At 42.0% G+C, this 13,068-nt stretch carries 12 protein-coding genes and 4 tRNA genes; 8 read left to right on the top strand and 8 right to left on the bottom strand.

All coding sequences use genetic code 11. The features are described from left to right. Positions 1-58: 58 nt before the first annotated feature. The 7 genes from EVU92_RS05195 (at position 59) to EVU92_RS05165 (ending at position 6,429) form a co-directional block, all read left to right on the top strand. A complete protein-coding gene (locus tag EVU92_RS05195; protein ID WP_130050290.1) occupies positions 59-1,978 on the top strand; it encodes an ATP-binding cassette domain-containing protein in 1,920 nt (639 codons plus the stop codon). Beyond that, positions 1,965-2,390 carry a TIGR02444 family protein gene (locus EVU92_RS05190; RefSeq protein ID WP_130050289.1) on the top strand — a complete coding sequence of 142 codons (426 nt, stop codon included), beginning with the start codon at positions 1,965-1,967 and terminating at the stop codon, positions 2,388-2,390. Before EVU92_RS05195 ends, EVU92_RS05190 begins: the two co-directional genes overlap by 14 nt. A 259-nt stretch (positions 2,391-2,649) precedes the next feature. Continuing rightward, a complete protein-coding gene (locus EVU92_RS05185) occupies positions 2,650-2,790 on the top strand; it encodes a DUF3149 domain-containing protein (RefSeq protein WP_074989877.1) in 141 nt (46 codons plus the stop codon). 142 nt (positions 2,791-2,932) lie between these two features. Continuing rightward, the gene (locus EVU92_RS05180) at positions 2,933-3,913 is read left to right on the top strand and encodes a hydrolase (protein ID WP_130050288.1); all 981 of its coding nucleotides are present in this window, start codon (positions 2,933-2,935) and stop codon (positions 3,911-3,913) included. Further along, a complete protein-coding gene (locus EVU92_RS05175) occupies positions 3,910-4,167 on the top strand; it encodes a YheU family protein (protein ID WP_130050287.1) in 258 nt (85 codons plus the stop codon). The genes EVU92_RS05180 and EVU92_RS05175 overlap by 4 nt, the downstream gene beginning before the upstream one ends. A gap of 59 nt (positions 4,168-4,226) precedes the next feature. Then, on the top strand, positions 4,227-5,420 hold the full coding sequence (locus tag EVU92_RS05170; RefSeq protein ID WP_130050286.1) for a dipeptidase: 1,194 nt from the start codon (positions 4,227-4,229) through the stop codon (positions 5,418-5,420). A gap of 124 nt (positions 5,421-5,544) precedes the next feature. After that, the gene (locus EVU92_RS05165) at positions 5,545-6,429 is read left to right on the top strand and encodes a hypothetical protein (RefSeq protein ID WP_130050285.1); all 885 of its coding nucleotides are present in this window, start codon (positions 5,545-5,547) and stop codon (positions 6,427-6,429) included. A gap of 101 nt (positions 6,430-6,530) precedes the next feature. On the opposite strand, the gene tuf is transcribed toward EVU92_RS05165, so the two are convergent. From tuf to murB, 8 genes are all read right to left on the bottom strand, one after another. After that, positions 6,531-7,715 (bottom strand): elongation factor Tu, encoded by a 1,185-nt coding sequence (gene tuf, locus EVU92_RS05160; protein WP_054564107.1) that lies wholly within the window; start codon positions 7,713-7,715, stop codon positions 6,531-6,533. A gap of 136 nt (positions 7,716-7,851) precedes the next feature. Continuing rightward, positions 7,852-7,927, bottom strand: a tRNA-Thr gene (locus EVU92_RS05155). A gap of 13 nt (positions 7,928-7,940) precedes the next feature. Then, a tRNA-Gly gene (locus tag EVU92_RS05150) sits at positions 7,941-8,015 on the bottom strand. Positions 8,016-8,059: 44 nt separating this feature from the next. Further along, positions 8,060-8,144: transfer RNA gene (locus EVU92_RS05145), tRNA-Tyr, on the bottom strand. Positions 8,145-8,184: 40 nt separating this feature from the next. Continuing rightward, positions 8,185-8,260, bottom strand: a tRNA-Thr gene (locus tag EVU92_RS05140). A 120-nt stretch (positions 8,261-8,380) separates the two neighbouring features. Further along, the gene (locus EVU92_RS05135) at positions 8,381-9,076 is read right to left on the bottom strand and encodes a type III pantothenate kinase (protein WP_130050284.1); all 696 of its coding nucleotides are present in this window, start codon (positions 9,074-9,076) and stop codon (positions 8,381-8,383) included. Further along, the gene (gene birA, locus EVU92_RS05130) at positions 9,073-10,065 is read right to left on the bottom strand and encodes a bifunctional biotin--[acetyl-CoA-carboxylase] ligase/biotin operon repressor BirA (RefSeq protein ID WP_130050283.1); all 993 of its coding nucleotides are present in this window, start codon (positions 10,063-10,065) and stop codon (positions 9,073-9,075) included. Before birA ends, EVU92_RS05135 begins: the two co-directional genes overlap by 4 nt. Continuing rightward, positions 10,062-11,072 carry a UDP-N-acetylmuramate dehydrogenase gene (gene murB, locus EVU92_RS05125; RefSeq protein WP_130050282.1) on the bottom strand — a complete coding sequence of 337 codons (1,011 nt, stop codon included), beginning with the start codon at positions 11,070-11,072 and terminating at the stop codon, positions 10,062-10,064. The genes birA and murB overlap by 4 nt, the downstream gene beginning before the upstream one ends. A gap of 145 nt (positions 11,073-11,217) precedes the next feature. Between murB and EVU92_RS05120 the strand changes: the two genes are divergently transcribed. Beyond that, positions 11,218-13,062 (top strand): M1 family metallopeptidase, encoded by a 1,845-nt coding sequence (locus EVU92_RS05120; RefSeq protein ID WP_130050281.1) that lies wholly within the window; start codon positions 11,218-11,220, stop codon positions 13,060-13,062. The last annotated feature ends 6 nt before the right edge of the window (positions 13,063-13,068 follow it).

Genomic DNA, 13,068 nt, shown 5'->3' with positions numbered 1-13,068 from the left:
TAATGTGATCCGTGTTATGATAGCGGCAATTTAATTAGTGCTGTGCAAGTAAACTTTCATGATCCAAATTTCAGACATCGAACTTCTACGTGGTGGTAACGCCTTATTAAAAGGTGCCTCTGCAACCTTATTCCCAGAGCATAAAGTCGGCCTTGTTGGCGCTAATGGCTGTGGTAAATCAACGCTGTTCGCGCTATTAAAGTCTGAATTGCAACTCGATGCTGGTGAATGCCAAATTCCTAAAGACTGGTCAATAGCCTCTGTAAAGCAAGAAACACCCGCGCTCGAAATCAGTGCCCTCGATTATGTATTACAAGGCCATCCTGAATATTATGCGCTAAGAATTGCACTACGCGAAGCTGAGCAAAATAATAATGGCGATGCGCAAGCTAAAGCACATATTGGCCTAGAACATATTCAAGGCTACAGCATTGAAGCAAAAGCCGGCGAACTGTTACACGGTTTAGGTTTTAGTAATGAGCAAATAGACAACCCGGTGAGCGCCTTTTCGGGTGGTTGGCGTATGCGCTTAAACTTGGCGCAAGCGCTTATACGTGATGCCGATTTATTGCTGCTGGATGAACCAACCAACCACTTAGACCTAGATGCCGTGTATTGGTTAGAACGTTTTTTACGGGCCTACACAGGCACTCTGGTGCTCATTTCCCATGACAGAGAGTTCCTCGATGCCGTGGTTGACCAAATTTGGCACATAGACTCACAAAAAATAAACGTTTATAAAGGCAACTACTCGCAATTCGAACGTCAAAAAGCAGAGCGCTTATTACAACAACAAGCGATGTTCGAAAAACAACAAGAACAGATTGCTCACCTTGAAAAGTTTATTACTCGCTTTAAAGCAAAAGCCAGTAAAGCTAAGCAAGCACAAAGCCGCGTAAAAGCGCTAGAGCGTATGGAAAAATTGGCCCCAGCCCATGTTGACTCACCCTTTGATTTTGAGTTTGCTGAGCCAACGGCCCTGCCAAATCCATTAATGACACTCGACCAAGCCAAAGCAGGTTATGGCGACATCACCATCTTACATAGCATCAAGCTAAATCTTGTTCCAGGTAGTCGCATCGCCCTGCTTGGCCGTAATGGCGCGGGTAAGTCAACACTCATTAAATTATTAGCTGGCGATTTACAGCCTCAAGCTGGTGAAGTATTTCAGCATCAAGGCTTAAATATTGGTTACTTTGCTCAGCATCAGCTTGAGTCACTTGATTTAAAAGCCAGTGCTGTGACCCATTTACAACGTTTAAACCCGCAAGCTCCAGAGCAATCACTGCGTGACTTTTTAGGTGGCTTTGCTTTTTTTGGTGATAAAGCACTTGAGCCAGTTGCGCCATTTTCTGGCGGTGAAAAAGCCCGTTTAGTATTAGCCATGCTGGTATATCAAAAGCCAAACCTTCTGTTACTGGATGAGCCAACTAACCACCTAGATTTAGAAATGCGCCATGCCCTAGTGATGGCACTACAAGGCTTCGAAGGTGCTATGGTTACCGTATCGCACGACCGTCACATGCTAAAAAATACCGCTGATGAGTATTACCTCGTTGATAACGGCGAAGTAACACAATTTGGTTATGACCTTGACGCCTATTACCAATGGCTACTCAATGCTAACAAAGAAGCTGCTAAAAGCACTGAAGACAATGCCTCGAAAGCACATTCAAGCGTTAACCGTAAAGAGCAAAAGCGCTTAGAGGCAGAATTTAGAAAGTCAGTACAGCCGTTGAAAAAGCAAATCGAAAAGCTTGAAAAGCTACTTGATAAGTATTCTACAGAGCTTGGAGAAATCGAAAATGCACTTGCTGACAATGACTTATACAATGATGAAAATAAAGCCAAACTGACAGAGCTGCTTAGTAAACAAGCAAACTTAACCCCGAAGCTAAATGACGTTGAAGAAGAGCTACTCATGGCACTTGAAGAGCTTGAAGAAAAAGAGCAGGCCTTTGCCGATGAAAACGCTTAACAGCGAGGAATTTTGGCAGTTTGCATGTCAGCTTTACAGCAAAGATGGCATGCAAACAAAGCTACTAGACTATCAAAACCAGCAAGGCAAAAATGTGAACCTTTGCCTACTGCTTTATTATCTGGACTCATTAGAGCTTGCTGTAACCCCACCTCAACTAAGTGAGCTTGAGTCATGCATAGCCGAGTTTGACCAGCACGCTTTACAACCCTTACGTGCAACACGCGCCTACCTTAAAACTATACAAACCGAGCTTCCAGACTACCCCACTATTCGCAAAGAGTTACTCAGCGCAGAACTCAAGCTCGAAAAACAGCAACAACAATTACTTATAAACACATTAAATAGCATGGCACTCTCTCGGTATCCTAATACTAACAATATAATGCTATATATAAGCGATAAGCGATAAGCGATAAGCGATAAGCGATAAGCGATAAGCGATAAGCGATAAGCGATAAAATTTCTCCTACCATTTAATTAAAAATCAAGCTAACAACATTAAAAGACCATCCAATCGCTCTGCTTAACTCTCAACGCTCCCATTAAACTTGATCCAAATCAACTATTAAATCGCCTTAGTTAGCATCAGGAAAATTGCTTGATCTGGATCATATCAGCCGTCCTCAAGCCAGCCTATGATTAACTCATAGACATTAGGAGGCACAACCATGAACGTATTCTTCAGAGATTTTTTTAGCGACCCAGTTTTATTTATGTCATTCGGCATTTTGGCAGTTGTTATCGTTTTATGCCTTTTCTATGTTGGTTACTTTATTAAAAAAGTTCACGACGCAGAAGTTCCTAAGTAAGAATTAAGCACGACGCACAAAGCCCCTATTCAATTTATTGTTTAGGGGCTTTTTATTTGTATATAGCAAAAATCTCGCAGCGGTTCTCAAAAAGCAAAAACTTGCTACAATAGGCGCTTATTTTGTTTCGAAAGTGTCAGCTATGTTACCTGAGTTTAAGCCTGCGTGGTGGATGCGCAATCGCCATTTACAAACCATAATGCCGCGCTTTTTTCGCCCTTTTCATAATACCCGCTACGACTTATCGACAATCGATACCCCTGATGGTGACTTTTTAGAACTAGCTTGGGCAATCCCTCATAACGAACAAGCCCCACTCGCCATTGTATTGCATGGTTTAGAAGGCAACATAAATAGTTTTTATGCTAAAGGCATGATGAAAAAACTAAAGCAGCAAGGCTTTGCAGTGGTGTTAATGCATTTTCGAAACTGCTCACGCGAAGTTAACCGTTTAGCACGCGCTTATCACAGTGGAGAAACAGAGGACCTACGCTTTTTCATCAGCCACCTTAAGAGCAAATTTCCAAAACGCCCGCTTTTTGCTGTGGGCTTTTCATTAGGTGGTAATGTGCTTGCAAAATATTTAGGTGAGCAAGGTGCTAAATCGAACTTAACAGGCGCAGCAGTTGTGTCTGCGCCATTTGACTTGTCATCGTCTTGTGAAGTTATTCGCAAAAGCTTGGGCAAAATATATCAAAAGTATTTGCTCGACCGTATGAAAAAATCAATGCAAAGAAAGCTGCCACAAATCGAACAGCAAATTAACTTAACACCTGAAAAACTAATGGCGATTGATGACTTATGGCAATTCGATAACATGCTCACAGCACCACTACATGGCTTTGCTGGCGCTGAAGATTATTATCAACAAGCTAGCGCAAAACCATTTTTGAAAAGCATTGCAACGCCTACGCTTATCGTGCACGCCAAAGATGACCCTATGTTATCAATAAAAGCTGTGCCAGATAGCTTAGATGTGAGTGAACATGTTACGCTGCGCATCTCTGAACAAGGTGGTCATGTTGGCTTTATTAGCGGCAAAAACCCTTTTAAACCCAAGTATTGGCTTGAAAGTATTGTTCCAGAGTATTTTCAACAATTAATTAAGAAAGAGCAGCTATGATCATTCCTCACGACCGCCTTGATAAAGAAACCCTACATAATTTAATCGAAAGCTATGTTTTACGTGAAGGTACTGATTACGGCGAACAAGAGTTTAGTATTGAAAGCAAGGTCGCGCAGGTTCACCAACAACTTAAAAGTGGTGAAGCTATGGTATTTTTTTCTGAGTTACATGAGTCAGTTACGATTATCTCTAAAGCTGAATTCATCGCTTTGCAAGCCGAACCAGAGCACCAAGCGTCGTTTAACGACTAAACTTGTAAGTTATACAGTAACCCTTCACAATGACTTTTTAACTTAAAGAGCCATTAAAAATGAAAAAACTAAGCTCACTGGTTGCTGCGGTTTCTTTGGCCCTGATTGGTCAAGCAAACGCAGCTCAGGTTACTGCATCAGATAAAGCCATTAAGCTGGCAAAAGACACTATTTTAATCGATACCCATATCGATGTGCCTTACCGTATTCATAACAAATGGGCAGATGTAACAAAAGCCACAAGCGACGGAGACTTTGATTATCCACGTGCAGTGCAAGGTGGTTTGAATGCCCCTTTCATGTCAATTTACATTCCTGCAAACCTAGAGTTTGAAGGCAAAGGTAAGAGCTATCAATTAGCAAATCAGCTGATCGATTCTATGGAAGCCATTGTGCAACGCGCGCCAAATAAGTTCGCTATTGCAGACTCTACTGCCGATATTAAAGAGCAATTTAAACAAGGCAAAATGTCGATTGCTATGGGTATGGAAAACGGCTCGCCTATCGAAGGCGACATTAAAAACCTTAAGCATTTTTATGAGCGTGGCGTACGTTACATCACTCTAGCTCACTCACAAAGCAACCATATTTCTGATTCATCTTATGATATTCGTCGTAAGTGGAAAGGCCTGAGCCCATTTGGTAAAGAACTAGTAAAAGAAATGAACAACATTGGTATGCTAGTTGATGTTTCGCATATTTCTGATGATGCGTTTTACCAAGTAATGGAAATTTCAAAAGTACCAGTGATTGCTTCACACTCGTCACTTCGTAAGTATACGCCTGGTTTTGAGCGTAATATGAATGATGACATGCTATTGGCGCTGAAAAAGAATGGTGGGGTTATTCAAATTAACTTCGGCTCAAGCTTTGTTACAGCAAAAGCTGGCTCTTGGTACGATCAACTAAAATCTGCAAAAGCCGATAAGAAAAAAGACGGTACTAAACTAAGCAAAGATTTTGACGCAGCTTATCGTGCTAAAAACCCATTCCCATTTGCAAGCTTAGAGCAAGTACTTGATCACATTGACCATGTAGTTGAACTAATTGGCATCGATTATGTGGGTATTGGCTCAGATTACGATGGTGTAGGCGACTCTCTACCTACTGGCTTAAAAGATGTGTCTAGCTATCCGAACCTAGTGCAAGGTCTAATGGACCGTGGTTATAGCGATAAAGACATCAAAAAGATTTTAAGTGGCAATATGCTACGCGTATGGCAACAAGCCGAAGCATACGCAAAAGCCCATTAATCAGCTTTAACTCTATTTAAAAGCGCAGCTAACTAGCTGCGCTTTTTTATCAATATAAGTAATTGATAATACAAATAGCCTGTTTTAATCTGCTAGTATTACAAAGCAATTTGGGTGATGTGATATGTCGACTTGGCAAGGGAATATTGCGTTGGTTTTTGCAAGCATTGCACTGGGCTTATCAATTTATAGCCAAACAAAATCAACTTCTACTGACAAACCTTTTCTAATTCAACCAGCAAAATCTAGCTTAAAAGAGTTAGCTATTCCTGAGCAAGACCGAGAAAATCTCATTGCTTTACATGGCTATATTTTAGACCTAGAAACACGCATTCACGAGCTTGAGCATCAAACTCCAACCATTGCTCCTGAGCTACTTGCCTCATTGGTAAAGCAAGCAATCGAACAACAAGAAAGTGAGCGACGCGCCGAGATTGAAAAGAGAAACCCAGCTCTTGGTTGGCTAAGTAATTTACCTGACGACTACCGCGAACGCATTAAAGCAGACCCACAATATGCTGACTCTTCGATAAATGAAGCACTCGCAACATTGCTTAATTTAAGCAAATCAGAAAATGAGCGTTTAGCAGCATACGGCCAACTAAAAATGACCTTAAGCATGCTCAGGCGCGACCTAGATGAAAGCCAAGCAAATGCAGTAATCGATGCCATGATAAGCATCAGTGAATACACTAATGATGCCAAGATCCGAGTTAGTGCCCTAGAGAGTTTATCTCGGCAAACAAACGTTTCGCCAAAACTCGCTGAGCATTTTCAGAAGTTACTACAAACGGACGATAATAATTATGTTCGCAATATTTCTGCCACTGCACTGATTGGACAATTTTTCCGTGCAATGCGAGACGGAAATAATAGTTTCGCCACCGATTTAGCAGAACGAATAACTACTCTTGAAAATAGCAGTAATGCAAAAGTTGCCGAAATTATGGCTGAAAATCTAAAAAGCCCACGCTTAAGAGAAGAGCTAGACAAAGCGTTAGGGAAATGAAAAAGCGGCTTAAAACTTACAGCTGATAGCTTTTTCACCCATAAAAAAACCCGAGACTAAGCTCGGGTTTTTCTTAATGCTTGATGCATTACTATAGTTGATTACTCAACGATAGTTGCAACAACACCAGCACCAACTGTACGGCCACCTTCACGGATAGCGAAGCGTAAACCTTCGTCCATCGCGATTGGGCAGATTAGTTCTACAGTCATCTTGATGTTATCACCAGGCATTACCATTTCAACGCCGTCTGGTAACTGTACGTCACCTGTTACGTCAGTTGTACGGAAGTAGAACTGTGGACGGTAACCTTTGAAGAATGGAGTGTGACGACCACCTTCATCTTTAGAAAGTACGTATACTTCTGAAGTGAACTTCGTGTGTGGAGTGATTGAACCAGGCTTAGCTAGTACTTGACCACGTTCAACGTCTTCACGCTTAGTACCACGTAGAAGTGCACCGATGTTCTCACCCGCACGACCTTCGTCTAGAAGCTTACGGAACATCTCAACACCTGTACAAGTTGTCTTCGTAGTTTCTTTGATACCTACGATTTCAACTTCGTCATTCACGTTGATGATACCAGCTTCAACACGGCCAGTTACAACAGTACCACGACCTTGGATTGAGAATACGTCTTCGATAGGCATGATGAATGGCTTATCGATGTCACGCTCTGGCTCTGGGATGTAAGAATCTAGTGCTTCTGCAAGCTCAACGATTTTGTCTTCCCACTCTTTCTCGCCTTCTAACGCTTTAAGCGCTGAACCTTGGATTAGTGGTAAGTCATCACCTGGGAAGTCGTACTCTGAAAGAAGTTCACGAACTTCCATCTCAACTAGCTCAAGTAGCTCTTCGTCGTCAACCATGTCACATTTGTTCATGAATACGATGATGTAAGGTACACCAACCTGACGAGAAAGTAGGATGTGCTCACGAGTTTGTGGCATAGGACCGTCAGTCGCAGCAACTACTAGGATTGCGCCGTCCATTTGAGCAGCACCAGTGATCATGTTTTTAACATAATCGGCGTGTCCTGGACAGTCTACGTGTGCGTAGTGACGAGTAGGAGTATCGTACTCAACGTGTGAAGTTGAGATTGTGATACCACGCTCACGCTCTTCTGGAGCGTTATCGATTGATGCGAAGTCTTTAGCTACACCACCGTATACTTTTGCAAGTACGTTTGTGATTGCTGCTGTTAGAGTTGTTTTACCGTGGTCAACGTGGCCGATTGTACCAACGTTTACGTGCGGTTTTACGCGTTCAAACTTTTCTTTTGCCATGACGGAACCTATCAGTTTTGTGTATCTAGATTACATATGAAAATAATCCACCGAGGGTAGATTAATTTAATTTTTTCAAATTTCAAATAGTTTTTTCTGACAGATAAAGGAAGATATTAAGATGAGTTCTCGATACTGGTGCTGATAGGCAGATTTGAACTGCCGACCTCACCCTTACCAAGGGTGCGCTCTACCAACTGAGCTATATCAGCAACACCAGAAGTCTGGAGCGGGCAGCGGGAATCGAACCCGCATCATCAGCTTGGAAGGCTGAGGTAATAGCCATTATACGATGCCCGCATAGGAACCTGTTCTTAAACTACCTCTAACCGTCAAGAATAAAGTGGTGGAGGGAGCTGGATTCGAACCAGCGAAGGCTGAGCCGTCAGATTTACAGTCTGATCCCTTTGGCCGCTCGGGAACCCCTCCACGAAAATTCTTTACTAAGTCACTTCCGGTAAAAGGAAAGTGGTGCCGACTATCCGAGTTGAACGGATGACCTACTGATTACAAGTCAGTTGCTCTACCAACTGAGCTAAGTCGGCACTGCTTTAGTACGGGGCGAGATTCTAAGGTAAGGTTTATTGTGATGCAACCATAAAATTAAAAAAAATGTGATTTTATGTGTTAAACGCTCACTATTCAGACAAATACCCATACTTTTACTATTTTGTGGCTATTTCATGCCAATAATTCAGCCCTTTAAAAACCAGTAAGCTGTCAAATTTAGCATCTATAAATGAATCTGCTAACAGTTTGCCATAGCCACCAGCAAATAATAGCTGACAATCTTGTTGGTTAAGATGTTGTTTTGCTAGCTCGATTGCACCTAGGGTAGCAACCATGGCACCATTTTTTAGACCATTTGGAGTATTACGCCCTAAATCTGTAGTAAAGGGTATTTGTTTATCATCAAATACCCGCTGCGTGTTTTGGGTAAGTGAAGACGTCATTAAATCAAGACCGGGTAAAATCCAGCCCCCTAAATGCGCCCCTTCTTTGTTGAGCACATCGATTGTCGTTGCGGTACCGGCATCGATAATGATGCAGTTTTGCTGAGGATATTCTACATACGCAGCTATCACCGCGAGCCAGCGATCAATTCCTAAGTTTTGAAACTGCTGATAGGCGCAGGTTAACATAGCGAGTTTAGCTGTCACCTCTGCTTCAAAGTAAGGAACAGCATGTTGCTGCGCCTGTGCCAATAAAGGTTTAAGTAGCTCAGCGCTACCCACGCAGGCATATACCAGCTCTTTTATTTGTGACCAAGGTAAATTGCTGAGCTCACATGCTTGATAACCCTTACCATCAAATAAAACGGCTTTAATTGCGGTATTACCAACATCCACTAATAGTTTCATAGCTCAGCCTTACGTAATGAAATTTCACCACCATAATAACTTTTTACTTCGCCATCTTGACGAATGCGCACGCCACCTTGGTTATCAATCCCTTCGCAAATGCCACGCCAGCTTCGATGACCAGTATTTAGCTCAACGCACTCGCCTGCAAATGCATTTAACTGATTCCACTGTAGATACATACCGTTTAAACCTGATTGCTGATACTGGGTTAAGCGTTTTTCTAAATAAAAGCACAAATAAGCCACCAGCTTGTTTTTATCTAACCCCTTTACATGCTGGCTTAAGTCAGTCCATGCTTGATCTATGTGTTGGCTAACACTTTCTGGCATATGTAAGTTGATACCTATACCTATTACAAGCTGGCAAGGTCCTTGTGGTTGACCATCAAGTTCAACTAATACACCTGCTAATTTTTCACGGTTTAAGTAGATATCATTTGGCCATTTAAGCTCTACATCCAATTGGTACAAGGCTTTAAGTGTATCGTAAACAGCCAGCCCAACAGCAATAGATACCCCCATAGCAGCTTGCAAACCATCATCCAAACGCCAAAAATAACTAAAGTATAAGTTTGCACCAAACGGAGATTGCCAAACGCGCCCACGGCGTCCTCTTCCAGCTTGCTGCATTTCTGCAACTAACACGCTACCAGATGGCAGTGGTACCTCTGTTTGTAAACGGCGCATAAGCTCACTGTTAGTTGAATCAATAATTGGCTGCACTTCGACCTCAGCGGTGCTGCCACCCAATACAGTATAATACTGGCCGATTTTATCTTTGTTCAGTAAGCCTGCACTATTGTTAAGGCAATACCCTTTACCAGTGACCTTGAAAATATCGAGCCCCATTTCCTGTAACGAGTGAATATGTTTACCCACTGCTGCGCGGCTAATACCAAGTTGCTCACCCAATTGCTGACCAGAAATAAAACCACCAGTATTCAGAGCATGTAAAATAGCGAGCTTATTACCGTCTGGTGCTTTCATAATGAAGCTCCTAATTCAATGTGACACTCATGAACGGCATTAATCAGTCGTACTTCGTGTTGTAGAGCAATCTGATATTTTTGCCAAACTTGTTGTTGAACATGTTTTACCATGGCAATTAAATCATCGCCTGTACTATTACCATGATTGACTAGCACTAACGCTTGCTGTTGATGAACCTCAATACCTGCGATTTTACAACCTTTTAATCCTGCTTGTTCAATCAACCATCCTGCCGCAACCTTATGGTGCTCAGCATCAACAAAGTAATGAGGTAACTCAGGATACTGTTTTAAAAGTAACGCAAGTTGCTCATTACTGATCACTGGGTTTTTAAAAAAGCTGCCAGCATTCGCAAGTTTGTTTGGATTTGGTAATTTACTGCTTCTAGTTGCGATGATTTGCTCAAACACCTGCTGAGGAGAGGGAGCTGAAAGCTGTTGCAATGGTCCATAACTAAGCACTGGCTGCCATTTTTTAGGTAACAGCAACCCTACTTGGGTGATCACAGCTTTATTTTTCAAGGCATGTTTGAATATAGAATCACGATAGCCAAATTGGCATTCATTCTTAGCTAAGCGGTTTATCGTTTTGGTTGCAATATCAAAGTACTCAACATAACTAACAAACTTTTCAAGCTCCACACCATAAGCACCAATATTTTGCACTGGCGCAGCCCCAACAGTACCTGGAATTAAAGCAAGGTTTTCAAGCCCAGGCATTTCATTGGCAACGGTCATAGAGACTAATTGGTGCCAGTTTTCTCCGGCTGCGATGTGCAATAAAAAGCCATCACTTTGCTGCTCTATATCTATACCCTTCGTGTTCATGTGGATCACAGAACCTTGGTAGTCAGATAAAAACACCGTATTACTACCTTCACCTAAAATACAAAATGGCTTAGAAAAGTCTGTGCTTAAAAGCTGATCCACTTCATCAATTTGATAAAAATGCTGGCATTGGCTAGGCAAAGAAAAGGTATGAAAAGATTGCAGGGACTGAGCCACAAAACGCCTCAAAGGTTACCGGTAACTAATCGCATTAGTGTAACCTATCGTCGCAAAATACGCATTAGATTGTAAAAATCACTCAACCCACTGCACTAATCATGTTATAAAACGAGCTCTTTTTCATTTCCGTTCCAGGGTTATTATGAAGTTTAAACCATTACTTTTAAGTCTTGCTATGGCCGGTGCTTGCTCTCAAGCAACTGCAGATGCAATCAGCCAGCACACTTACGCAAACTTAGATGACGTAACAACCACTCACCTACTACTAGATTTAGATGTTGATTTTGATGACAAACAACTAGAAGGTTTTGTTGAGCACACGCTAGATTGGCACAATGCAACAAGCAAAACGCTAGTACTTGATACACGCGATTTAGATATCGACAAAGTAATGTATCAAGATCAAAAAGGCAGCTGGCACAAGGCTGACTTCACCCTTGCTGCACGTGATGACGTGAAGGGCTCAAAATTAACAATTAAATTTAAAAGCCAAGCGGTTAAAGCTCGTATTTACTACAACAGCCGCCCAGAAGCTTCAGGTTTACAGTGGTTAACGCCAGAGCAAACAGCCAGTAAATCACACCCATTTATGTACAGCCAATCACAAGCAATTCATGCTCGTAGCTGGATCCCAGTACAAGATACGCCAGCAATGCGCGTAACATACTCGGCACGTATTCACACCCCTAAAGACATTCGTGCGGTAATGAGTGCTGATAATAAAGATGCTCTTTATAAAGACGGCGATTACTTATTTAATATGCCACAACCAATTTCGCCATACTTAATCGCAATTGGTGCTGGTAATTTAGAATTTAAAGCCATGTCTAAGCAAACAGGTATCTTTGCTGAGCCAACAATTTTAGATGCATCTGTTGCTGAGTTTAACGACACACAAGCAATGATCGATAAAACTAACGCTATGTATGGTGAATACGCATGGGGTCGCTATGACTTATTAATGCTACCACCAAGCTTCCCATTTGGTGGCATGGAAAACCCACGCTTATCTTTCATCACCCCAACAGTTGTTGCTGGTGATAAAAGCTTAGTAAACCTAATTGCTCACGAGCTTGCTCACTCTTGGTCTGGTAACTTAGTGACTAATGCGACGTGGGAAGACTTATGGCTAAATGAAGGTTTCACGTCTTACGTTGAAAACCGCATTATGGAAGAAGTGTTTGGCCGTGACCGTGCAGTTATGGAACAAGCGCTTGATGCAGCCGGCTTACGTGCATTACTTAAAACTCTGCCAGCACCAGATACGCGCCTTAACTTAAAACTTAATGGCCGCGATCCTGATGATGCATTTAGCTCAGTGCCTTACACTAAAGGTCAGCTTTTCTTAATTTATCTTGAAAACAAATTTGGCCGTGACAAGTTCGACCCATTCGTAAAAGGTTACTTTGACCAGTTTGCGTTTAAGTCTCTTACAACAGCTCAATTTGTTACTTACTTAAAAGCCAACCTTATCGACAAATATCCTGGCGTAGTGAGCATGGATAAAGTCAATGAATGGATCTTTGAGCCTGGTTTACCAAGCGATGCACCGAATCCAACCTCTGATGCCTTCGATAAAGTTGATGCAGTAACCAAAACATGGTTAAACGGTGAGATCAGTGCAGCCCAATTACCAACAGCAGATTGGTCAGTTCATGAGTGGCTACACTTTTTAAATAATCTTCCTCGCGATTTAAGCATTGCAAAAATGACTGAGCTGGATAATCAATTCAACCTAACACAGTCAACTAATGCAGAGCGCGCTTTCGCATGGTTTATGCTAGCGGTAGGTAATGGTTATCAACCTATCTACCCTGCTTTAGATAAACATCTATCGGGCATCGGTCGCCGTAAATTAATTGTGCCACTCTATAAAGCACTTATTAAAAACGGTAGAAAAGACTGGGCACATGATGTGTACTTAAAAGCACGTCCGGGTTACCACCCACTTGCACAAGGTACTGTTGACGACTTATTTGCAAAGTAAGTCATC

Origin of the sequence: Pseudoalteromonas sp. MEBiC 03485, assembly GCF_004195145.1 — a bacterium.
Taxonomy (GTDB): domain Bacteria; phylum Pseudomonadota; class Gammaproteobacteria; order Enterobacterales; family Alteromonadaceae; genus Pseudoalteromonas; species Pseudoalteromonas apostichopi.
Note: the sequence above shows the minus strand (reverse complement) of the source record. Positions and strands in the feature narration are given on the sequence as shown.

What these genes read in the sequence shown, in the direction of transcription:
- EVU92_RS05185 (WP_074989877.1), top strand. Translation starts at nt 2,650, where the DNA reads ATGAACGTATTCTTCAGAGATTTTTTTAGCGACCCAGTTTTATTTATG.
- EVU92_RS05190 (WP_130050289.1), top strand. Translation starts at nt 1,965, where the DNA reads ATGAAAACGCTTAACAGCGAGGAATTTTGGCAGTTTGCATGTCAGCTT.
- EVU92_RS05175 (WP_130050287.1), top strand. Translation starts at nt 3,910, where the DNA reads ATGATCATTCCTCACGACCGCCTTGATAAAGAAACCCTACATAATTTA.
- EVU92_RS05195 (WP_130050290.1), top strand. Translation starts at nt 59, where the DNA reads ATGATCCAAATTTCAGACATCGAACTTCTACGTGGTGGTAACGCCTTA.
- birA (WP_130050283.1), bottom strand. Translation starts at nt 10,065, where the DNA reads ATGAAAGCACCAGACGGTAATAAGCTCGCTATTTTACATGCTCTGAAT.
- EVU92_RS05170 (WP_130050286.1), top strand. Translation starts at nt 4,227, where the DNA reads ATGAAAAAACTAAGCTCACTGGTTGCTGCGGTTTCTTTGGCCCTGATT.
- EVU92_RS05120 (WP_130050281.1), top strand. Translation starts at nt 11,218, where the DNA reads ATGAAGTTTAAACCATTACTTTTAAGTCTTGCTATGGCCGGTGCTTGC.
- EVU92_RS05180 (WP_130050288.1), top strand. Translation starts at nt 2,933, where the DNA reads ATGTTACCTGAGTTTAAGCCTGCGTGGTGGATGCGCAATCGCCATTTA.
- EVU92_RS05165 (WP_130050285.1), top strand. Translation starts at nt 5,545, where the DNA reads ATGTCGACTTGGCAAGGGAATATTGCGTTGGTTTTTGCAAGCATTGCA.
- tuf (WP_054564107.1), bottom strand. Translation starts at nt 7,715, where the DNA reads ATGGCAAAAGAAAAGTTTGAACGCGTAAAACCGCACGTAAACGTTGGT.
- EVU92_RS05135 (WP_130050284.1), bottom strand. Translation starts at nt 9,076, where the DNA reads ATGAAACTATTAGTGGATGTTGGTAATACCGCAATTAAAGCCGTTTTA.